This window comes from Luteimonas terrae (assembly GCF_031457535.1).
Lineage (GTDB): Bacteria > Pseudomonadota > Gammaproteobacteria > Xanthomonadales > Xanthomonadaceae > Luteimonas > Luteimonas terrae_A.
Genome location: NZ_JAVDWO010000001.1, coordinates 319,416 through 340,711 on the forward strand (window position 1 = coordinate 319,416; position 21,296 = coordinate 340,711).

General features: G+C 69.1%; 21 protein-coding genes. 11 read left to right on the forward strand and 10 right to left on the reverse strand.

Going from position 1 to position 21,296, the window contains the following annotated elements; translation table 11 throughout:
* Positions 1-6: 6 nt before the first annotated feature.
* Positions 7-771: a ThuA domain-containing protein gene (locus tag J2W68_RS01325; RefSeq protein WP_310231929.1), complete on the forward strand. Its 765-nt coding sequence runs from the start codon at positions 7-9 to the stop codon at positions 769-771.
* A 62-nt stretch (positions 772-833) separates the two neighbouring features.
* Here the strand turns inward: J2W68_RS01325 and J2W68_RS01330 are convergent, their stop codons facing one another.
* Positions 834-1,154: a hypothetical protein gene (locus J2W68_RS01330; protein WP_310231932.1), complete on the reverse strand. Its 321-nt coding sequence runs from the start codon at positions 1,152-1,154 to the stop codon at positions 834-836.
* A gap of 154 nt (positions 1,155-1,308) precedes the next feature.
* Between J2W68_RS01330 and J2W68_RS01335 the strand changes: the two genes are divergently transcribed.
* The 3 genes from J2W68_RS01335 (at position 1,309) to J2W68_RS01345 (ending at position 4,955) form a co-directional block, all read left to right on the forward strand.
* Positions 1,309-2,592 carry an ectonucleotide pyrophosphatase/phosphodiesterase gene (locus J2W68_RS01335; protein WP_430539642.1) on the forward strand — a complete coding sequence of 428 codons (1,284 nt, stop codon included), beginning with the start codon at positions 1,309-1,311 and terminating at the stop codon, positions 2,590-2,592.
* A 315-nt stretch (positions 2,593-2,907) separates the two neighbouring features.
* Entirely contained in the window at positions 2,908-4,443 is a 1,536-nt protein-coding gene (locus J2W68_RS01340) for a DNA-3-methyladenine glycosylase 2 family protein (protein ID WP_310231937.1), read from the forward strand.
* Positions 4,440-4,955 (forward strand): methylated-DNA--[protein]-cysteine S-methyltransferase, encoded by a 516-nt coding sequence (locus J2W68_RS01345; protein ID WP_310231939.1) that lies wholly within the window; start codon positions 4,440-4,442, stop codon positions 4,953-4,955. Before J2W68_RS01340 ends, J2W68_RS01345 begins: the two co-directional genes overlap by 4 nt.
* Before the next feature lie 51 nt (positions 4,956-5,006).
* Here the strand turns inward: J2W68_RS01345 and ubiM are convergent, their stop codons facing one another.
* The 5 genes from ubiM to J2W68_RS01370 form a co-directional block, all read right to left on the reverse strand.
* Positions 5,007-6,185, reverse strand: a complete 1,179-nt coding sequence (ubiM, locus tag J2W68_RS01350; protein ID WP_310232431.1) for a 5-demethoxyubiquinol-8 5-hydroxylase UbiM — start codon at positions 6,183-6,185, stop codon at positions 5,007-5,009.
* Positions 6,186-6,350: 165 nt separating this feature from the next.
* Positions 6,351-7,118 carry a LytR/AlgR family response regulator transcription factor gene (locus tag J2W68_RS01355; protein WP_310231942.1) on the reverse strand — a complete coding sequence of 256 codons (768 nt, stop codon included), beginning with the start codon at positions 7,116-7,118 and terminating at the stop codon, positions 6,351-6,353.
* Positions 7,115-8,344 (reverse strand): sensor histidine kinase, encoded by a 1,230-nt coding sequence (locus tag J2W68_RS01360; protein ID WP_310231945.1) that lies wholly within the window; start codon positions 8,342-8,344, stop codon positions 7,115-7,117. The genes J2W68_RS01355 and J2W68_RS01360 overlap by 4 nt, the downstream gene beginning before the upstream one ends.
* 10 nt (positions 8,345-8,354) lie before the next feature.
* Positions 8,355-10,016 (reverse strand): serine hydrolase, encoded by a 1,662-nt coding sequence (locus J2W68_RS01365; protein ID WP_310231948.1) that lies wholly within the window; start codon positions 10,014-10,016, stop codon positions 8,355-8,357.
* A gap of 303 nt (positions 10,017-10,319) precedes the next feature.
* Positions 10,320-11,552, reverse strand: coding sequence for a formimidoylglutamate deiminase (locus tag J2W68_RS01370; protein ID WP_310231952.1), 1,233 nt, complete (start codon positions 11,550-11,552; stop codon positions 10,320-10,322).
* A gap of 61 nt (positions 11,553-11,613) precedes the next feature.
* Here J2W68_RS01370 and J2W68_RS01375 point away from each other — a divergent pair, with 61 nt between their 5' ends.
* Together J2W68_RS01375 and hutI are read left to right on the forward strand one after the other, a co-directional pair.
* On the forward strand, positions 11,614-11,826 hold the full coding sequence (locus J2W68_RS01375) for a hypothetical protein (RefSeq protein WP_310231954.1): 213 nt from the start codon (positions 11,614-11,616) through the stop codon (positions 11,824-11,826).
* Complete coding sequence (hutI, locus tag J2W68_RS01380) at positions 11,801-13,036, forward strand: imidazolonepropionase (protein ID WP_430539643.1); 1,236 nt, start codon at positions 11,801-11,803, stop codon at positions 13,034-13,036. Before J2W68_RS01375 ends, hutI begins: the two co-directional genes overlap by 26 nt.
* Before the next feature lie 71 nt (positions 13,037-13,107).
* Here hutI and J2W68_RS01385 read toward each other — a convergent pair whose 3' ends face one another.
* Both J2W68_RS01385 and J2W68_RS01390 read right to left on the reverse strand, forming a co-directional pair.
* Entirely contained in the window at positions 13,108-13,290 is a 183-nt protein-coding gene (locus tag J2W68_RS01385) for a 30S ribosomal protein THX (protein ID WP_232134518.1), read from the reverse strand.
* Positions 13,291-13,396: 106 nt separating this feature from the next.
* The gene (locus J2W68_RS01390; protein WP_310151291.1) at positions 13,397-13,792 is read right to left on the reverse strand and encodes a MerC domain-containing protein; all 396 of its coding nucleotides are present in this window, start codon (positions 13,790-13,792) and stop codon (positions 13,397-13,399) included.
* Between the two features lie 119 nt (positions 13,793-13,911).
* Between J2W68_RS01390 and J2W68_RS01395 the strand changes: the two genes are divergently transcribed.
* Positions 13,912-16,062 carry a TonB-dependent receptor gene (locus tag J2W68_RS01395; RefSeq protein ID WP_310231959.1) on the forward strand — a complete coding sequence of 717 codons (2,151 nt, stop codon included), beginning with the start codon at positions 13,912-13,914 and terminating at the stop codon, positions 16,060-16,062.
* Positions 16,063-16,395: 333 nt separating this feature from the next.
* Here the strand turns inward: J2W68_RS01395 and J2W68_RS01400 are convergent, their stop codons facing one another.
* Positions 16,396-16,896, reverse strand: coding sequence for a transcriptional repressor (locus J2W68_RS01400; protein ID WP_310231961.1), 501 nt, complete (start codon positions 16,894-16,896; stop codon positions 16,396-16,398).
* A 348-nt stretch (positions 16,897-17,244) separates the two neighbouring features.
* Here J2W68_RS01400 and J2W68_RS01405 point away from each other — a divergent pair, with 348 nt between their 5' ends.
* Positions 17,245-17,838, forward strand: a complete 594-nt coding sequence (locus tag J2W68_RS01405) for a shikimate kinase (protein ID WP_310231963.1) — start codon at positions 17,245-17,247, stop codon at positions 17,836-17,838.
* Positions 17,839-17,890: 52 nt separating this feature from the next.
* Positions 17,891-18,982 carry a 3-dehydroquinate synthase gene (aroB, locus tag J2W68_RS01410; protein WP_310231965.1) on the forward strand — a complete coding sequence of 364 codons (1,092 nt, stop codon included), beginning with the start codon at positions 17,891-17,893 and terminating at the stop codon, positions 18,980-18,982.
* Positions 18,983-18,985: 3 nt separating this feature from the next.
* Here the strand turns inward: aroB and J2W68_RS01415 are convergent, their stop codons facing one another.
* On the reverse strand, positions 18,986-19,675 hold the full coding sequence (locus tag J2W68_RS01415) for a hypothetical protein (protein ID WP_310232434.1): 690 nt from the start codon (positions 19,673-19,675) through the stop codon (positions 18,986-18,988).
* A gap of 78 nt (positions 19,676-19,753) precedes the next feature.
* Between J2W68_RS01415 and J2W68_RS01420 the strand changes: the two genes are divergently transcribed.
* On the forward strand, positions 19,754-20,008 hold the full coding sequence (locus tag J2W68_RS01420) for a WGR domain-containing protein (protein WP_310231967.1): 255 nt from the start codon (positions 19,754-19,756) through the stop codon (positions 20,006-20,008).
* A gap of 37 nt (positions 20,009-20,045) precedes the next feature.
* Positions 20,046-21,119 carry a uroporphyrinogen decarboxylase gene (gene hemE, locus J2W68_RS01425; RefSeq protein ID WP_310231968.1) on the forward strand — a complete coding sequence of 358 codons (1,074 nt, stop codon included), beginning with the start codon at positions 20,046-20,048 and terminating at the stop codon, positions 21,117-21,119.
* The last annotated feature ends 177 nt before the right edge of the window (positions 21,120-21,296 follow it).

Here is a 21,296-nt window from a genome sequence, read left to right on the forward strand (position 1 = left end):
CGACGCATGAAACTGATCCCGTTTGCCCTCGCCCTGCCCGCCGCGCTCGGCGCGTGCACGTCCACCTCGCCCACGCCCACGGCACATGCGGCATCCGATGCCGATGGCGGGCCGCCGCGCGTGCTGGTGTTCACGCGCACCGCGGGGTTCCGCCACGATTCGATCCCCGTGACGATCGAGACGCTGCGCGCGCTCGGCACCACCGCCGGCCTGACGATCGAGACGACCGAAGACCCGATGCGTTTCGACGACGCAACGCTGGCCGGCTATCGCGCCGTCGTCTTCGCCCACACCACGCGCGAGGTGCTGGACCCGGCGCAGCAGGCGGCGTTAGAACGCTATGTCGCGAGCGGCGGCGGCTTCATGGGCGTGCACGCGGCGGCCGACAGCGGCTACACCTGGCCGTGGTACGGCGAGCTGGTCGGCGCGTGGTTCGCGCGGCATCCCGAAGGCCTGCAGTCGGTACGCGTGGTGTTCGAGGACGGCGGCGGACCCGATGGCCTGCAGGACTGGCACGTCACCGACGAGATCTACGACTACCGGCGCAATCCGCGGCCGCATGTGCGCGTCACCGCGTCGGTCGACCCGGCCTCGCACCCGGACGGCGGCATGGGCGACGACCATCCGATCGCCTGGTGCCACACGAACGCCGGTGGCCGCGCCTGGTACACCGGGCTGGGCCACGATGTCGCGCTGTACACCGATCCGGTGTTCCGCGCGCAGCTGCTGCGCGGCCTGCTGTGGACGACCGGACGCAGCGACACCTGCTGACGGCCAGACATGCAAACGCCCGGCCGGAGCCGGGCGCTTGCAGTGTCGCGTGGGAGCGGACTTCAGTTGATCGAAGGGTCGAGCCTGCGCAGCGCGTCCTTGACGTCGACCGAACCGGTGCGATCGATGTCCTCACGCGTATAGACCCGACCACCGCCCGTGGTGCATTCCTGATCGGCGCGCCTGGAGCGCGCGTTGCGGGCCGCAGTGACGCGCGAGCCGGTTTCGCGGATGCAGAAACGATCCGAGGCACTGGCGCGTTGGCCGCGGTCGCGCGCGGATTCCTCTTCCTCTTCTTCCTGCTGCTGCGCGTGCGCCACCTGGGAAACCGCACCGAACGCGAGGCTGGCGAAGATCGCCGCCGTCCACCATGCATGCTTCATTACGCACCTCCCGGTGCAGACCATCGGTGGCCACACGATACGCGCGATGGGCGGTGGCGTGGTCTGGGCAGGATGAATGTTCAGCCTGCATGTCGATGCGTCGTGCGTCGCTTCATGCTGCTGACTGCGAAGCGTCATGTCGCGCCGCTATCCTATGCGGATGCCCCGATCTGTCTGTCTGCGCGCCTTTGCGCTGCTCCCGTTGTTGTTGCTGACTGCCTGCACCACGGTCGAGCCTCCGTTCCAATCCACCACTGCAGTTGCCCCGGCGGCCGATGCCGAGGCGCGCCCGACGCTGCTGCTGGTGTCTCTCGATGGCCTGCGGCCCGACTATCTCGGACGTGGCGAGACGCCGCATCTCGACGCGCTGGCGCGCGAGGGCGTGCAGGCATGGATGCGTCCGTCGTATCCCTCGCTGACGTTTCCGAACCACTACACGCTGGTGACCGGGCTACGCCCCGACCGCCATGGACTGATCCACAACTCGATGGTCGATTCGACGCTCGGCGACTTCCGGCTGTCGGACCGCGACGCGGTCGGCAACGGCGCCTGGTACGGCGACGGCGAACCGTTGTGGGTGACGGCCGAGAACGCCGGCCTGCGCACTGCGACGCTGTCGTGGCCGGGTAGCGAGGCGCCGGTGCACGGCGTGCGCCCGACGCGCTGGTTTCCGTTCGATTACACACGCCCGATCGAAACGCGCGTGGACATGGTGCTCGACTGGCTGTCGGAACCTGCGGGCACGCGCCCGGCCTTCGCGACGCTGTATTTCGAGCACACCGATTCGGCCGGCCACCACTTCGGTCCCGATTCGCCGCAATTACATGAAGCGCTGCAGGCCGTGGACGCCGCCTTGGGGCGACTGATCGAGGGCCTGCGCACGCGCGGGCTGCAGGACCGCGTGAATCTGGTCGTGGTGTCCGACCACGGCATGGCCGAAGTGCCGCCGGGCCAGGCGATCGCGGTCGAGGACATGGTCACGCTGGAAGAAGCGCGCGTGACGTCTACCGGTCAGGTGATCGGCATCGTGCCCAATCCCGGCTTCGAGGCGCAGGTGGCGCGCAAGCTGATCGGCGCACATCCGCAGTACGACTGCTGGCGCAAGGGCGAGATGCCGGCACGCTGGAAGTTCGGCACCCATTCGCGCGTGCCGCCGATCGTCTGCCAGATGCACATGGGCTGGGACGCCGTGCCGCGTGACGCGCTGGCCCGGCGCCCGGCGCATGCACGCGGCTCGCATGGCTACGACCCCGCATTGCCGGAGATGCGCGCGGTGTTCATCGCGCAGGGGCCGGCGTTCCGTCGTGGCGTGACGCTGGAAGGCTTCGACAATGTCGACGTGTATCCGTTGCTCGCGCGGCTGATCGGGGTGACGCCGGCGGAGAACGACGGCAATGCGGAGACGTTGCTGCCGGCGTTGCGGGATGGGGTGCGGTAACGCGGGATTGATGCGCTGCGTTGGATTGTTGAGAGCTCCGCTGCAATTGGACGGCGGTTGGGAATTGCGGGTCCGGGTTTGATGCGAACGGCGGCCCTCACCCCAACCCCTCTCCCAGGGGGAGAGGGGCTCGGATGTCTGCGGCGTCACGCATCCGCGGCTGCCCGCAGATTGGTGATCGAGTGCGGCGCGCTTTAAGCCCCTCTCCCTCCGGGAGAGGGGTTGGGGCGAGGGCAGACGCTCGCGGCATCCCCCACAACATCCATGTCCGAATCCGGCCAGTCAGCATCCAGCCCCGGTGCTAGCCTGCACCGCATGTCCCCGCCCCTCCCCGCCTCCGACATCTGCGAACAGGCGCGCCTGAGCCGGGATGCACGCTTCGACGGGCTGTTCTTTACTGCGGTGCGCACGACCGGCATCTACTGCCGGCCGGTGTGTCCGGCGCCCGCGCCGAAGGCGACGAACGTCGTCTACTACCCGAACGCCGCCGCAGCCGAAGCCGCGGGTTTCCGCCCGTGCCTGCGTTGCCGGCCGGAACTGTCACCTGCGGATGGCCATTGGCATCGCGGCGACGATCTCGTTGCGCGTGCGCTGGCGCTGATCGACCAGGGTGCGTTGAACGAGGCGCCGCTGGCGGACCTCGCGCAGCGGCTGCACATCGGCGAGCGTCAGTTGCGGCGTCTGTTCGTCGAGCGCCTCGGCGCGGCACCGGTCGGCGTGCACGGCACCCGGCGCCTGCTGTTTGCCAAGCAGCTGCTGACCGAAACTGCATTGCCGATCACCGAGGTTGCGCTCGCGGCCGGCTTCAACAGCGTGCGGCGTTTCAACGCGGTGTTCCAGGATGCGTATCGCATGCCGCCGCGCGACCTGCGCGAGGCGCCGCGCGAATCGACCGGCGATGCGCTGACGCTGCGGCTCGCCTATCGCCCGCCCTATGACCTGCCGGCGATGCTCGACTTCCTGCGCGGACGCGCCTTGGCGGGCATCGAGGTTGTCGACGAGGTCGCCTACACCCGCGTGATCGGCACTGCGGACGCTCCCGGCTGGCTGCGCGTGCGCGCATGGCCCGGCAAGCGCGGCGAGCCTGCACCGGACGCGCTGCGTCTGGAACTGCACGGCTGTGCGCCGTTGCGGCTGCAGGACACCGTGCAGCGCGTGCGGCGGATGTTCGATCTCGATGCGGACCCGCACACGATCGCCATGCATCTCGGCCACGACGCCCGGCTGGCGCCGCTGCTGCGCAAGCGGCCGGGGCTGCGCCTGCCCAGCGGCTGGGACGGGTCCGAAATCGCGGTGCGCGCGGTGATCGGCCAGCAGGTCAGCGTGGCCGCCGCGCGCACGCTGACCGCAAGGCTCTCGAAGCGCTTCGGCACGCCGTTGCCGGAGGCGTTCGTCGCGCAGGGCTTCGCGCATCTGTTCCCCACGCCGGAGGCGCTGGTCGATGCCGACTTCGACGGCCTCGGCCTGATCGGCAGTCGCATCGCGACGATCCGCGGCATCGCCGCGGCGTTGCTCGATGGTCGCGTGGATTTCGACCGCGCGCGCACGCTCGACGACTTCGTCGCCCGTTGGGTGGCCCTGCCCGGCATCGGCCCGTGGACTGCGCAGTACATCGCGTTGCGCGCGCTCGGCCATCCCGATGCGTTTCCAGCCGAGGATCTGGTGCTGCAGAAGACCTTGCCAACAGGCGAAACGCGCATGACCGCCAGAGCATTGCGCGCGCACGCGGAGGCCTGGCGCCCATGGCGTGGCTACGCGGTCTTCCATCTGTGGCGCGAAGCCGCAGCGTCCGTGCCCGCGGCGCCATCGATCCGCCCGCGCGGCCGTTCCAAACGGAGTCCATCGCCATGAGCCCAACCACGCCCCAGGTGTTCACCTGCACCATCGACAGCCCGGTCGGCCCGCTGTTTCTCGCCGCATCCGACGCCGGCCTGCACGCGGTGGAGTTCGCCGAGCACCGGCATCCGGTGCCCCGCGGCGGCGATTGGCGCGACGGCGCGCATCCGGTGCTCGATGCCACCGCGCAGCAACTGGGCGACTATTTCGCCGGCACACGCCAGACCTTCGACCTGCCGTTCGCCGCGCATGGCACGCCGTTCCAGCAACAGGTGTGGGCTGCGCTGACGCGCATTCCCTACGGCGCGACCGCCAGTTACGTCGAACTCGCCCGCATGGTCGGCAAGCCCGGCGCCAGTCGCGCGGTGGGTGCCGCGAACGGCCGCAATCCGTTGTCGATCGTCGTGCCCTGCCACCGCGTCATCGGCGCCAGCGGCGCGCTCACCGGGTTCGGCGGCGGCCTGCCGACCAAGGAATTCCTGCTGACGCTCGAAGGCGCATGGCCGCGCACTGGCCGCCTCCTGTAGGCGCGCGCTCGTAAGCAAAACGTCGCCTGTGTGACTGCGCGCGCCAGGACGTCAGCGCGTCGGCGCCTGGGTCAGATGCGCGGCGATCAGCCGCCGGAACGGCCCGATGCGCTGGGCGATACGCAGCGTGACGCCCCGCAGCAGGCGTGCGGGCGCGCGGTCGTCGGTGTAGAGACTGGCGACAAGGCCGGTTGCGGTATACAGCGGCCAGCTCGCGGCACGGTGCCCGCGCGCCCAGCGCTCCAGCAGGCCGGCACCGGCGATGTCGCGTCCGGCCGCATGGGCTTCGCGAATCGCCTGCGCCAGCCGGTCCGCGCCCTGCAGACCCAGGTTGAAGCCGTGCGCGGTGACCGGATGCATGCCGACCGCCGCGTCGCCGATCAGCGCCGCACGCGGCGCGCAGAAGCGGTCGGCATAGACACCCACCAGCGGATAGACATGCCGCGTGCCGATCGTCGTCATCGTGCCGAGCCGATCGCGGAAGCGGCGCTGCATGTCAGCGGCGAACGCGGCATCGTCGAGCGCTTCGACCTCGACCATCTGCTGCGGGGGCAATGTCAGCACCACCGAGGCGCGCTGGCCGTTGAGCGGCAGCAACGCCAGCGTCTGCCCCTGGTCGAACCACTCCCAGGCCGCGTGGTGGTGCGACCGCGTATGCGCGACGCGGCACACGAGCATGCGCATGCCGAAATCCCGCGTGCGCGCGCCGATGCCGAGCAGGCGCCGCACGGCGGAGAACCGGCTGTCGGCCGCGACCAGCAGTCGCGCATCGATGCGCCTGCCATCCTCGAGCGCGAGCGTGACGCCATCCACGCGCTGGACGACATCGCGCACCGCGGCGTCACCGTGCACGGTGATGTCGGCCGCGTCCGCCACCACGTCGAATGCGGCCTGGCGGATGCGCTGGTTGGGCACCAGCCAACCGAGCTGCGCGCTGCGTCCGTCACGCGCGGTGATCGTGAGCCCGTCGGTGCGTTCGCCATCGAGGATGCGGGCATCGCGCAGCTCGGAGATCTCGGCCGGATCGAACCGTGCCCACAGACCCAGGTGTTCGAGGATGTGGCGCGATGCATGGGTCAACGCGATCTCGCGTCCGTCGAACGCCGGCTGCGCAATGGCCGCGTGCGCCTGGCGGTCGAACAGCGCGACCTTCAGCCCCGTGCCCGCCAGCGCGCGTGCGAAACACAGCCCCACTGGTCCTGCTCCGACGATGGCGATGTCGACCTGCATGCCCGACTCCTGCGTGGAATGACGCAGGATAGCGGGCACCGTCATTCCGGCGTAGGCCGGAATCCGGTGACCTGGATCTCGTTGCCGTCGTACGTAAATCGCAAAGTCACTGGATTCCGGCTTTCGCCGGAATGACGGCTAGAAAAGTGATCGCATCTGAGGTGCCTACATCCCCCGGAACCGGTGCACGAACGCCGCACTCACCGGCAGCGATTCGCGATGTCCGCGCAGTTCGATCCGTGCCTTGCCCAGCTCGTCGCGGCGCACGCGGTCGATCGTCGAGACCCGCACCACGGTGCCGCGATGCACCTGCCAGAACACGTCCGGGTCGAGCCCCGCCAGCAGCTCCTTCACCGGCGTGCGGATCAGCGCCTCGCCATCGGCGGTGACCACACGCACGTACTTGTCCTGGGCCTGGAAGAACAGCACTTCGTCGATGCCGATCATGCGGACGTGGTCGCCGATACTCGCGCTGATCCAGCGGATCTGACGTTCGCCCGCCGGGCGCAGTCGCGCTTCGAGATCGTCGACCAGCGCCTGCAGATCCCCGGCCGCCGGCTGCCGCAACCGCGCCTGCAGGCGCTCCACTGCGACATGCAACCGTGCTTCGGTCACCGGCTTGAGCAGGTAGTCGACCGCGCCCGCCTCGAATGCGCGGATCGCGTACTCGTCGTAGGCGGTGGTGAACACCACCAGACCACCCCCGGCGACGACGGCACGTGCGACATCGAGTCCGCCGACACCGGGCATGCGGATGTCGAGAAACGCAACGCATGGGCGGTGTTCAGCCGCGGCCTGCAGCGCGGCGATGCCGTCTTCGCAGGCGGCGATGACCTGCAGCGCGGGCCAGACGGATTCGAGCATGTCCAGAAGGGCCGCACGCTGTGGCGCTTCGTCTTCGGCGATCAACGCGGTGACCGGTACATCGCTCATGCGGACACCTCCAGCGGCGTGCGGATTTCTGCGTGCGCGCCGCCGCCTGCCGCGCCAGTCAGACGCAGCGAAGCGCGCGGACCGAACCGTGTCGCCAGTTGATCGCGGACGTTCGCCAGACCCATGCCACTGCCGACACCCGGCTGCAGGCCGGCGCCATCGTCGCTCACGCTGACGTGCAGCAATGCGTCCGCGCGCCATGCGCGGATCGCGATGCGGCCTGCACCTGGCTTGGGTTCGATGCCGTGCTTCACCGCATTCTCAACCAGGGTAATCAGCAGCAGCGGAGGATAGGGCAGCGCGCGCAACTCGGCATCGGACTCGACCGTATACCGCAGTCGATCCGCCGTGCGCAGACGCATCAGCTCGAGATAGTGCGTGCACAGATCCAGCTGTTCGCCGAGCGTGGAGCGCAACGCCGCTTCGCCATCGCGCAAACGCGGAATCGTCGCGCGCAGGTAATCGACCAGTGCGTCGAGCGTGGCCTCGGCGCGCAGCGGATCCTGGCGCACCAGGGCACGGACCGAGGCCAGCGTGTTGAACAGGAAGTGCGGCTCCACCTGCGCCTGCAGCGCGCCGAGCCGCAGGTCCGATTCGCGCTTGTGCGCCTGCACCGTCGCGAGTTCGAGGCGATGCCGGCTTTCGGCCAGACGCCGCTGCTCGCCGAAGTACGCACGCAGTGCCGTGCCGCCGCCCAGCAGTCCGTAGATGCCCACCGCGGTCAGCAACTGGATGGCGATCGCGCCGGAGCGCGCAGCGCCGGATGCGTAGTGCGCACGCATCGCCTCCAGGTCGTAGGGCGCCTTGCCCATCTCGGCCACCATGAACGCGTCGATCCGGGCACTCGCCCAGCGGTCGGCGAAGTAGGACAACGCGATCCCGATGCACAGCGACAGCACCACGCAGGTCCGTTCGCGCCGCAAGGGCAGGCGCAGATGTCGGGCACAGGTCGCCAGCAGCGGGCCGGCGGTGGTCATCAGCAGGAATGCGGCAAACATGTACGCAGACGCCGTGAACGCACCGACCGCACTGACCGGGCCGATCAACGCGCCCAGCAGCGTCAACAGCGAGAACCCCAGGATCACACTGCCGAATAGTAGCGTGCGGCCGACGAGCCAAGGCGCGCTGAACACCGGATAGCGGCGATAGCGCGTCCATAGGAATTCGCCTCCGACCACCACGTCGTCGGGCAGCGGCTGGCGAAGCGGGACGGAAGATGCGCGCATCGGCCCAGCCTCAGATACGCGCGCCACGCAGCACCTGTTCGCCCTGATGCAACTCGAGCGACGTCACCTCACCATCGGCGTCGCGGCGAAAGTGCAGTTCGATGCCGAAAGCCGGCGCGGCGAAGCTGTCGGTGCCGGTCGCGTCGAGCGGAAATGCGCCCTGTCCGGTCGCTTGAGCGCGCAGACGTCCATCAGCGCTGTCGACCTTCAGCACGAAGCCCGGCATCAGGGTGTAGCTGCCCGCATAGTCCTCGAGCGGCACATCTCCGCGGGACGCGCCGTTGGCTGCCGCTGCTGCTGCAGGCGCGCCGTCGGTCACACGTGTCGCCACACTCGTCCCGCCGCCCTGGCGCCAGACGATGCTGTAGCTGCCATCCGCCGCGCGCTGCGGTGTCAGCACCGCGTCGAACTGCGTGGGAAAGAAATCGCCGGCATCGTCATACGCGAGTTCGAACACCGGCTGGCCCGGCGGGTGGATCGTCAGCGTATCGCCGCTGCGCGCCAGCTCTGCCTGCATGCCGGTATCGAAACACCACGTGCCGACCAGCCCGTCGATGAGTTCCGACGGTGGCGTCGTCAGCTTGCGCGGCTTGCCGGGCGGCACCGACGGGTCGAGCAGATGTGCGCCCAAACTGCCGAGACCACCGAGCGCGCTCACGGCCGTGTCCGACAGGATCACCACGCCGCGGCCTTGCGCCGGATCGAAGCCGACCAGCGACGAGAAGCCGCCGGTGCCACCCTCGTGCATCAACACGTTGCGGCCGGCCAGCGGCACGATCATCCAGTGCATCGCCACCGGGGGATGCTGCGACACCGGTTGATGCGTGAGCTGCAACGCGGCGAGTACGGGCGCGGCCGTCGCGCCTTCGGCATGGCCGAGCTGGGCCTGCACGTAGCGGACCATGTCGTCGAGCGTGGCGCGCACGCCGCCGACGCCGGCCATGTCACCGGGAATCGTCCACGCTGGCGTACCACTGCCATTGGGCAGATGCCCCGCAGCCGCGCGCACGCCATCGGGGCGCTGCGCGATGTGGGCCTGGTCCATGCCGAGCGGCGCGAACAGCCGCGAGTTGATCAGGGACTCAAACGGCTGGCCGGCGCGCTGCGCGATTGCATACGACAGCAGCATCGACGCGAAGTTGGAGTACTCGAACTGCGCACCCGGTGCGCGCGTCAGGGTAACGTCGCCCAGCGAGGCGAGCAGTGCCTCGGGCGTCAGCGTGGCGTAGGGATCGGCGGGATCGGTCATCTGCATCCGCGCCGGTAGCGCAGGCAGGCCGGAGGTGTGGGTGACCACGTGCCGCAGCAGGATCGGCTGGCCTTCGAATGTCGGCACCGCGGTGCCTGCGGGCAGCCAGGCCGAGAGCGGGTCGTCGAGCGAAGCCTTGCCCTCGGCGATCAGCTGCGCGAGCAACGCGGCGGTCATCGTCTTGCTGACCGAGCCGATCTCGAACGCGCTGTCGGCGCCGATGCGCGGGTTGGCCGTACCGTCCGCGCAGCGATACGTGCGTGCGACTGCGTCGCCATCGACGAGGGCGACCGCGAGGCACGCGCCGGTGCGGTCCCCCGCGAGCCGCTGGTCGACGATGCCGGCGAGCTCGGCGTCGGTCATCGAGGATGCGCTGCCGCTGACGGCGAGCAGCGCGGCGAGCGTCAGTGCATTGGGCAACATGCGGATCTCCTGTCCATGGGCATGGTGTCATGCTGCGCACGTTTGGCGGTCCGCGCCGGGGTTTACGACGGAATCCCCGATCGAGCGGACGAACGCCCTTTTTGGGTGGTTATTCGCCGAACGGCCTGGCTGCAGGCGCCCAGCTCCAGCGCGAACCGGGCCAGCGTGGCCGAGCCGACAATCCTTGCGGCCGGCCTCGCTCGATCCGGAAAAGAACGTTCTTGTAGGAGCGCGCTTGCGCGCGATGGGCATTCCCGGCGATCGCATCGCGCGCAAGCGCGCTCCCACGCCATAGGCACGTGATTACGCCAGCAACCCCAGCATCGCGTTCGCGTACCCGCGCGCGACGTCCTCATGCAATGCATGACGTCCATCCGCCACGACCTGCCGGCCGGCTACGTGCACTTCGCGCACCAATGGGCGGTTGCCCGCGAACAGCCAGCGGTCGAGCACGTCGCGGTCCGTCGCGCCGGCGAGCAGCGGTGCATCGGCGTCGAGCACGACCGCGTCGTCATGCGCGTCGAACCCCGTTGACGCTGCGGCGCTCGCCTGCACGCCCGCGAACAGGGTCGCGCCGACGCTGGGCGTACCCCGCGCCACGGCGATGTTGCGGCGGCGCGTGGCCAGACGCTGGCCGTATTCCAGCCAGCGCAGCTCTTCGACCGGCGAGACCGAGATGTGCGAATCCGAACCGATGCCCCAGGCACCGCCGGCGTCGAGGTAATCGCGCAACGGGAACAGGCCATCGCCGAGATTGGCTTCCGTCGTCGGACACAACGCAACGGTCGCGCCGCTGCGTGCGATGCCGGCGACCTCGGCCGCGTCGAGATGGGTCGCGTGCACCAGCGTCCAGCGCGCATCGACCGGTGCGTTGTCGAGCAGCCAGGCGACCGGGCGCGCACCGCGCAGCGCAACGCACTCGTCGACTTCCGGCACCTGTTCGGCGATATGTATGTGCATGCGCGCATCACCCGGCAACGCGGCCAGCACGGCGTGCATCGCATCGGGCGGCACCGCGCGCAGACTGTGTAGCGCGCAGCCCACACGCAGGGTGTCGTCCTGGCGGGCATGCAGATCGGCGAACAGCCGCAGATACCCGTCGACATCGTGACCGAAGCGCCGCTGGCGTTCGCCCAATGGCCGGCCGTCGAAACCGCCGCTCATGTACAGCACCGGCAGCAGCGTCAGACGGATGCCGGTCGCGCGCGCAGCGTCGATCAATGCATCGGTCATCGCGCTGGCAGGTGCGTACGGCGCACCGTCGGGTGCGTGGTGGACGTAATGGAATTCGCAGACGGTCGTATAACCCGCTTCCAGCATCTCGACGTAGAGCTGCGCGGCGACGGCGCGCAGGCTGTCGGGATCGAAGCGCCCCGCCATGCGGTACATGGTCTCGCGCCAGGTCCAGAACGAATCGGCGGGATCGGTCTGCACTTCGGCCAGCCCGGCCATCGCCCGCTGGAAGGCATGCGAATGCAGGTTCGCGATACCGGGCAGGCGCCAGCCCGCAGGCGTGCTCGCGGGAACATCATGCATCGGTCCGGCTCCTCGAAAACGTGTGCGGTAGGCTAGCCGTTCTGACCGCCGGGAACATCCGATGAACCCAAGTTCGATCGCAATACTGTGTGCACTGGTGGCCGTGTTCGGGGGTCTGGTTGCGGTATTCGCCAGCCGGTCGTCGACGCGCAAGCGTCGATCTGCGGACGGCGGCGTCGTGGCAGGGGGCAGCACGAAGTCGGAACGCCACGACGGCCACGATTCGGGTGCAGACGCCGGCGGCAGCGATGGCGGTGGTGGCGGTGGCGACTGACGCCTGGGATGGCCTGCTGCTGGGGGCCACACTGGTCACGCTCGCCGACGACGCGGGCTATGGCCTGATCAAGGACGCGGCGCTCGGCTGGCGCGATGGCGTGATCGTTTATGCCGGCCCGCGCAGCGGTTTGCCTTCGGGCGCCGAGGCCGGCGCCGATCTGGTGATCGAGGCCGACGGGCTGGTGACGCCCGGCCTCATCGACTGCCACACCCATGCGGTGTTCGCGGGCAACCGCGCGGCCGAGTTCGAGCAGCGCCTGCAGGGTGCGAGCTACGAGGACATCGCGCGCGCCGGTGGCGGTATCGTCTCGACAGTCCGCGCGGTACGTGAGGCCGACGAAGACGCGCTGCTCGCACAGTCGTTGCAGCGCGTGCGTGCGCTGGTCGCCGACGGCGCGACCACGCTGGAGATCAAGTCCGGCTACGGCCTCGACTTCGACAACGAACGCAAGATGCTGCGCGTCGCGCGGCGCATCGGCGAGGTGCTCGGCATCACCGTGCGCACGACCTTCCTCGGCGCGCACGCACTGCCGCCCGAGTTTGCCGGCCGCGGTGAGGCCTATATCGACGCGGTCTGCGACTGGCTGCCGCGCCTGCACGACGAAGGCCTGGTCGATGCTGTCGACGCCTTCGCCGAGCGCATCGCCTTCAGCATCGATCAGACGCGACGGGTGTTCGAGGTTGCGCGCACGCTCGGGCTGCCGGTGAAGCTGCACGCCGACCAGCTCAGCGACGGCGCGGGTGCTGCGCTGGTGGCCGAATTCGGTGGTTTGTCCGCGGATCATGTCGAACACACCTCGGCGGCCGGCGTCGCCGCGATGGCCGCCGCCGGCACCGTCGCGGTGCTGCTGCCGGGCGCGTTCCACGTCTTGCGCGAAACCACGCTACCGCCGCTCGATGCATTCCGCAGCGCCGGGGTGCCGATGGCGGTCGCGACCGACTGCAATCCGGGCACTTCACCCTTGTTGTCGCTGCGCCAGGCGATGCAGTTGTCGTGCACGCACTTCCGGCTGACCCCGGAAGAAGCCCTGCGCGGCGCGACCGTGCATGCCGCGCGTGCGCTCGGCCTGTCCGACCGCGGCCGCCTGGCCGTGGGCCAGCGCGCGGATTTCGCCTGCTGGCGGGTCTCGCAGCCGGCGGAACTCGTCTACTGGCTGGGCGGGCCGTTGCTTGCGATGTCGTTCGCCGGCGGCATGCGTCTGACCTGAAACCGACCGATGCCCTGAAACGCGAAAGCCCCGCGCAGGCAGGGCTTTCGACGCGCGGCGGGACCTGAAACTCAGGCCTTCTTCGCGACGGCCTTCTTCGCCGGTGCCTTTGCGACGGTCTTGCTGCCGGCGGCCTTCTTCACGACCGGCGCGGTCGCGGTGCCGGTGGCCTTGATCAGGCCCTTCGAGCGGCTGTTGCCGTAGCTCGAGTTGTAGCGCTTGCCCTTGAGGGTCTTGCGGTCGCCCTTACCCATTTCTGTGCTCCTGGAGTGCTGCGTGTTGAATTCGTCTGACGCGAAGTGCGCCGCCAGGGCGCACAGGACCGCGGATTCTAGCACGCGGCCCGAAGTCCGAAGGCGCTCAGCGCCCGGCGCGGGTGTGGGTCAGGCGCAGGTTCAGCAGATGCGCGCCTGCCAGCAGCAGACCACCGATGGTCATCACCACCGCGTGGGTCGTGGTGTGGTCGTGCAGGTGCGTGAACGCGCCCGCCCAGACCAGCACCAGCCCCGGAATGAGCATCGCCCAGGCGTGGAACGCACGATGACGGCGCCAGCCCAGGGTCAGGGTGGTCGCGCCGAGCAGCGTGGCGAATACGACGAAGGCCTGGTCGATATCGACCCAGCCGCCCACGTTCAGACCGAAGGCCGGCAGCAGCGCCAGCGCCACCGGCAGCAGCGCGCAGTGAACCGCACACAGGAACGACGCGGCGAAGCCGACGCGATCTGCGCGTTGCAGGGTGGAATTGTGTGCAGGCATGTCTTTTGGGGGGTGCGGGGATCTGCGTAACATTATAACATTCCCTTTTCGTCCACCAGTGTACTGCATCCGCAATGACCAGAAGCCGCCGTTCCGCCCCCGTCCCCACCCGCCTTGCCATGGCCGTCGCACTGCTGCTTCCGGCTGCGGCGTTCGCCCAGACGACCAGTCAGACCCACGCGCATCCGACCACGCTCGACCGCGTGCAGGTCACCGCCACGCCGCTCGGCGGCGACGCCGAGAATCTCGCGCATCCAGTGGAGGTGCTGTATGGCGACGCGCTGGAAGACCGCAAGGCGGGCAACCTCGGCGACACCGTATCTTCGTTGCCAGGCGTGCAGAGCGGCTTCTTCGGCACCGGTGTCGGCCGGCCGATCATCCGCGGACAGGAAGGCCCGCGCGTGCAGGTGCTCTCGGGCGGCATCGGCAGCATGGATGCCTCGACAGTCAGCGCCGACCATGCGGTGAGCATCGAACCCTTCCTCGCCGACCAGATCGAAGTGCTCAAGGGTCCGGCCAACCTGCTGTACGGCAGCGGCGCGATCGGCGGCGCGGTGAACGTGGTCGACGGCCGCATCGCGCGCGAAGTGCCGGACCGCCCGATCAGCGGCCGCGCCGAACTGCGCGCCGCCAGCGGCAACGGCGAGCGCAGCGGCATGTTCCGCCTTGATGGCGTCAGTGGCGACAACCTCGTCCTGCACGTCGACGGCCTGATCCGCAACACCGGCGACTTCGACATTCCGGGCTTCGCGCAGGTGCCGGAGGATCACGACCATGATCACGACCACGAACATGCCGACGAAGAAGAAGAGAACGCCTACGGCACGCTGCCCAACAGTTCGATCCGCACGCGCGCCGGCGCGGTCGGTGCCACTTATTTCGGTGAACGCGGCCATCTCGGCTTCGCGGTCAGCACCTATCGCACCAACTACGGCCTGCCGGACGGCGCGCATGTGCATGCCGAAGAAGGTGGTCATGACCACGATCACGACCATGACCACGAAGAAGAAGGCCACGACGAACACGGCTCGGTGCGCATCGACATGGTGCAGAACCGCGTCGACCTCAAAGGTGGCATCTACAACCCGCTGCCGTTCCTCAGCGCCTTGAATGTGCGCGCGGCCTACAACGACTACGAGCACGTCGAACTCGAAGGCGGCATGCCTGCGACCCGCTTCACCAACAAGGGCACCGAGGCGCGCGTCGAAGCGGTGCAGAACACCTTCAATGGCTGGAACGGCGCGTTCGGCCTGCAGATCGGCCACGTCGATTTTGGCGCGGTCGGCGAAGAGGCGTTCGTCCCGCCGAGCGTCACCGACACGCTTGGCCTGTTCGTCGTGCAGGAAAAGGAATTCGGTCCGGTGAAGCTCGAGTTCGGCGGTCGCCACGAGCGCGTGGAGATCGACCCGGTTGCCGGCGAATCGCGCAAGTTCGACGCCAGCAGCCTGTCGGGCGCGGCAATTTGGCACCTGTCGGAGGTGTTCGACCTGCGCTTCGGCGCCGACGTCTCCGGACGCGCGCCGACGAATGAGGAACTGTTCGCCGCCGGCCCGCATATCGCCACGCGTTCGATCGAGATCGGCGATGCGGACCTCGACACCGAGCGCGGCCAGCGCCTCGAAGTCGGCCTGCACGCGCATACCGACCGCGTCGAGTTCAAGGCGGCCGTCTACCAGACGCAGTTCAAGCGCTTCACCTACCTCGCCGACACCGGCGTCGTCGAAGACGATCTGCCCGTGCGCCTGTGGACCCAGGCCGATGCGACGTTCCGCGGCGCCGAAGCGGAAGCGAAGTTCCACCTGCTCGAATCCGATGCCGGCGACTTCGACCTGCGCGTGTTCGGCGATGTCGTCCGCGCGGAACTCGACGGCAGCGGCACGCGCACGGTGCAGTTCGCGGTGCCGCACGGCGACCATGCGCACAACTACGAAACCGACATCGCGCTGGGCGGCGACCTGCCGCGCATCGCACCGTCGCGGATCGGCGCCGACCTCAACTGGACCCTGGGCGGCTGGCGCGCGAATGTCGGCGCAGTGCGCTACCAGAAGCAGGACCGTGTGGCCGCGCTCGAAGAGCCCAGCCCGGGCTACACGCTGGTCAACGCCGGTGTTGCCTGGCGTGTCGGCGAAGCGGACGGTACCCAGTGGGAGCTGTTCCTCGACGGCCGCAACCTGACCAACCAGGAAGCCCGCCCGCACACCTCGCTGCTGCGCGACTACGCCCCGCTGCCGGGCCGCACCGTCGCCGGTGGTATCCGCGTGTACTTCTGACCGTGCATGCCCTGACCGGCATGCACTGACCGTTTTCCGTTCTCTCCAGTGACGCGTGCGTCACCGCCCCGCCCCGGTCTCCGGTGCGGGGTTTTTCTATGCCTCTTCGCTTTGTGACGTAGACGCGCGCACCCATGCGCGCTGCACTTTCAATTCCAAAGCGCGTTGACCGGATGCAGATCGGCCTTCGGCGACCCGGGCCTTGGATGCCCCCGACGCGCGCGCATCCAAGGCCAAGCAGCCGGTCGCCGGGGGCCGCGCCAATGCGGCCCCATGGATGGAGACATGTCGTGAATCGAGCGTTGGACGCCAGACCCGTTGGACTTACGCCGCTCAGTCCGCCGCGACGTTCGCGCACTGCGCGCAGAGGCCGTGCACTTCCAGCGTCTGCGCCTGGGGCACGAACCCCAGCGCGCGGGCCCGTTCGTCAAGCGAGGCGACGACCGCCTCGTCTTCCAGCTCGACGGCGCTGTGGCAGCGGTCGCAGATCAGGAACGGCACCGAATGCTGCGCCGTGCTCGGGTGGTGGCAGGCCACGAAGGCATTGACCGACTGCAGCTTGTGGATGAAGCCATTGGCCAGCAGGAAATCGAGCGCGCGATACACCGTCGGCGGCGCCGCAGCGCCTGGCCCATCGCCCTCACGCACCTGATCGAGCAGGTCGTAGGCCTTGAGCGGCCTTCCGGCCTTGGCGATCAGGCCGAGCACGTATGCACGGATCGGCGTCAGCCGCAGCCCGCGTTCGCTGCATGCATGCTCCACCGCGCGGATGAAGCTCGCAGCGTCATCGACGTGGTGGTGCGGATCCGTGCAGGTGTGGTCGTGCTTGGCCATGCGCCCATGATGGGTGCGAGGGGGCACTGACTCAAGCGTGGCCGCTTTCGCGCGCGCTGGTTCGATGTGGCAGCTTCAGGCCTTTGTCTGACGCTCGCCGGAGATCGAGCATGAGAACTCATCCAGGCGCTTCGGCTTCTCGGTTCCTGCAGGACGACACGCTGACGTCCGCAGACCCGAAAAGCGCCGCAGATGATGTGCGGCGCTCTCCGAACGTGCAATCGGCAGGACTTTCCGTTCGCAGGAACAAAAAAGATAAGGAAAAGCTTCCAAAGCACGACCACCAGCAAAGCAAAACTTGCGCCTGCAACGTTCGGCGCATCCCGCCCCCGCTGCTAGCATGCAGTCATGCACCCCGCCCCCAACCTCGTGCTCGTCGGTCCGATGGGCGCCGGCAAGTCCTCGATCGGTCGCCGCCTGGCGGCGCGATTCGGCGTGGTCTTCGTCGATGTCGACCACGAGATCGAGCTGCGTACAGGCGCGCGGATCGCGACGATCTTCGAGTGCGAGGGCGAGGCCGGATTCCGCGCGCGCGAGCGAGCGACGCTGATCGACATCCTCGCCGGCGAAGGCCAGTTGATCGCGACCGGCGGCGGCGCGGTGCTCGATCCCGACAACCGCGCCTTGCTGCGGTCACGCGGCTTCGTCGTGCACATGCATGCCGATGTCGACGCGCAGCTTGCGCGGCTGGGGCGAGACCGTACGCGGCCGCTGCTTGCCGGCGACGATCGCACTGAGGTCCTGCAACGCCTCGCCATCGAACGGGCGCCGCTGTATGCCGACGCCGCGCATCTGCGTTTCGACACCGGGCCGCATGCCTGCAACGAAGCGGCCGCCCAGCTCGGCCATCTGGTCGAAGTGCATTGGCGACCCCCGGCCGGCAGTGTCCAGACGTCCATTTCCGACGCCGCCGCCGACGTGACATCCACGCACGCCTCATGAGCCGCGCCGCAGACAGCGCGTCGGCCAACTTTCCCACCTGTATCCGGATCGCATGACCACCAGTGCCCGAGAGGTCGCCGTCGCCGGCGACACGCCGTACACCATCCACATCGGCCCCCGTCTGCTCGACGACGGCGCATTGCTGGCGCGCAGCGTCCGCGGACGCGACGCGATGCTGGTCAGCGATGCGCACGTCGCGCCGCTGTACGCCGATCGCGTGACTGCCGCGCTGCAGGCCGCGCGCCCGGACTTGCGCATCCAACGGCACGTGCTGCCGCCGGGCGAAGCGGCCAAGACACTCGCAAATTTTGCCGAGGTGACCCTCGCCCTCGCCGATGCGCGCATGCGCCGCGACGCGACACTGTTCGCACTCGGCGGCGGGGTGATCGGCGATCTCGCCGGCTTCGCCGCGGCGTGCTGGATGCGCGGCATCGATTGCGTGCAGCTGCCGACCACGCTGCTGGCGATGGTGGATTCCTCGGTCGGCGGCAAGACCGCGGTGGACCTGCCGCAGGGCAAGAACCTCGTCGGCGCCTTCCATCCACCGCGCGCGGTGATCGCCGATACCGCCGTGCTGCGTACGCTGCCGGCCCGCGAACTGCGCGCCGGTCTGGCCGAAGTGGTGAAGTACGGCGCGCTCGGCGATGCGGACTTCCTCGACTGGCTCGACGACCATGCCGATGCGCTGCTGGCGATGGACGATGCGGCGCTGGCCGAGGCGATCGCGCGCAGCTGCGCGCACAAGGCGGCGATCGTCGCGCGCGATCCCTTCGAACATGGCGAGCGCGCCCTGCTCAATCTCGGCCACACCTTTGGCCATGCGATCGAGACCGAGCAGGGCTACGGTGGCCTCAACCACGGCGAGGCGGTCGCGGTGGGCATGGTGCTGGCCGCGCAACTGTCGGAAGTGCTCGGACTGGCGCCGGCGGCCGACACCGTGCATCTGCGCGATCTGCTGCAGCGCCTCGGCCTGCCGGTCGATCTGCCCGGCGGACTCGATCCCGACCGCCTGCTGGCGCACATGCGCCTGGACAAGAAGGCCCAGGCCGACGGGCTGCGCTTCATCGTCTGGGACGGCGTCGGCCGCGCCCGCGTGCTGGCCGGGGTGCCCGAGGCCGCGGTGCTGGACGTGCTGCGCGGCTGAGCCTCAGGGCGTCTCGCTGGTCCCGCGGCCCGGCTGGCCCATGCCCGGTCCGGCGCCGCCGCCGGCCATGCCGCCGCCCCCACCACCGCCACCGCCACCGCGTCCGCCCTGCGCAGCGCCCTTCTTCGCGCCTGCGTCGCCGCGCACCGGCCCCTGATCGGGCACGGCGAGATCCGTGGGCACGGGATCGAGATCCAGCGCCTGGCGGATGAAGGCGCGCAGCGATACGACCAGCGCCGAGACCCGCACCGGCCGCCGCGCGACCATGTCGCCGGCCGCCTGCGCCGCCAGCCGCACCTGGTCCTCGGTGCCGAGCAGGATCACGTCCGACAAGGCCGCTTCGACCGCGTCCCGAACCCGGCGCCGCCGCACTGCGGCATCCGAATCGAAGGCGGTTTCGGGCGTGCCGGCCTGCAGGTCCGTGCCGGTTTCCGCCTCGCGTGCGCTCTGGCGCAGATCGCGCAGATGCCGCGGATCGACGTCGAGTTCGCCGGTAAACGAACCGCCCAGGGTCTTGTACGCGGCGATGAGCGTCTTCAGTCGCTCGTTGATCTGCCGGTTCTCGCGCTCGCGCCGGCGTTGCATCCGCTGCATGAACACCAGGCGGATGCCGACCGCGATCAGCGTGAACAGCACCAGCCCGAGCAGGGTCGAGGCCGTGGCGCCCAGGGAGCTGAAATCGAGCATGCGCATCGTCGAACCCGTCGTTGGCAGCGGGAGCGCCATGATACGTGCGCCGCCGCAACGGGGCGGGCCGTACAATCGTGCGCCATGCGCCTCTTCCTGCAACAACACCCCGCCGGTCACGAGTCTCCGCGCTTCGTGCAGCTGACCCTGCAACCCGATCTGCTCGGTGGCTGGGTGCTGTTGCGCGAAGCCGGCCAGGTCGGCGGCCGCAGCACCTTGCGGCGCGACCAGTTTCTCGACCAGCCCAGCGCGCTCAAGGCGCTCGAGGCCGCACGCGATGCCCAGCTCAAGCGCGGCTTCCAGTTGATGTTCGCCCGCGGCAGCGATGCGCCGGCCTGAGCGCGCGACCACCGCCCCACCAGGAATTCCAGTCCCGATGTCCGCCGTCCTGAAGAACGACCGCTTCCTCCGCGCGCTCCGCCGCGAACCCGTCGACCGCACGCCCGTCTGGCTGATGCGCCAGGCCGGCCGCTACCTGCCGGAGTACCGCGCATCGCGCAAGGCCGCCGGCAGCTTTCTGGCGATGGCGAAGAATCCTGACCTCGCCTGCGAAGTCACGCTGCAGCCGCTGGCGCGTTTCGACCTCGACGCCGCGATCCTGTTTTCCGACATCCTGACCATTCCCGATGCGATGGGCCTGGAGCTGTACTTCGTCGAAGGCGAAGGCCCGAAGTTCCGGCATCCGGTGCGTGATGCCGCGAGCATCGCCAGGCTCGGCGTGCCGGACATGGAAACGGAACTGCGCTACGTCATGGACGCGGTACGCGTGATCCGCCGCGAGCTCGACGGCAAGGTGCCGCTAATCGGCTTCTCCGGCAGCCCGTGGACGCTGGCCTGCTACATGGTCGAAGGCGGCGGCAGCAAGGATTTCGCCCGCATCAAGGCGATGGCGCTCAACGACCCGAAGGCGCTGCACGCGCTGCTGTCGGTCAATACCGACGCGGTGATCGCATATCTGGCCGCGCAACGCGCCGCCGGCGCGCAGGCGCTGCAGGTGTTCGACACCTGGGGCGGCGTGTTGAGCCCGGCGATGTACCGCGAATTCTCGTTGCCGTATCTGACCCGCATCGCGCAGGAACTGTCGCGTGGCGACGGTGCGGATCGCACGCCGCTGATCCTGTTCGGCAAGGGCAACGCCGCGTATCTCGACGACCTCTCGCGCTCGGGCGCCGAAGGCGTCGGCGTCGACTGGCTGATCGAACTGGGCGATGCCGCGCGTCGCACCGAAGGCCGGGTCGCGCTGCAGGGCAATCTGGACCCGACCACGCTGTACGGCTCACCCGACGCGATCCGCACGCAGGTGCGTCACGCCCTCGACAGCTACCGCGACGGCAACGGCGGCTCGCGCGACGGCCACATCTTCAACCTTGGCCACGGCATGTCGCCGGACATGAATCCCGACCACGTCGGCGTGCTGGTCGACGAAGTGCACGCCTACAGCGCACGCTGACCCACACCGGATCCGTAGGAGCGCGCTCGCGCGCGAAGACGCATTCCCGTGAACGCTCGTTCGCGCGCAAGCGCGCTCCTACAGGGGATGTGGCGTGGACGCAGGGCCCCGCGGGCGTTGCAGACCGCCGCGGGCCAGATCGACGCGGAACCGGCATCCGTTCCGGATATCCAGCCC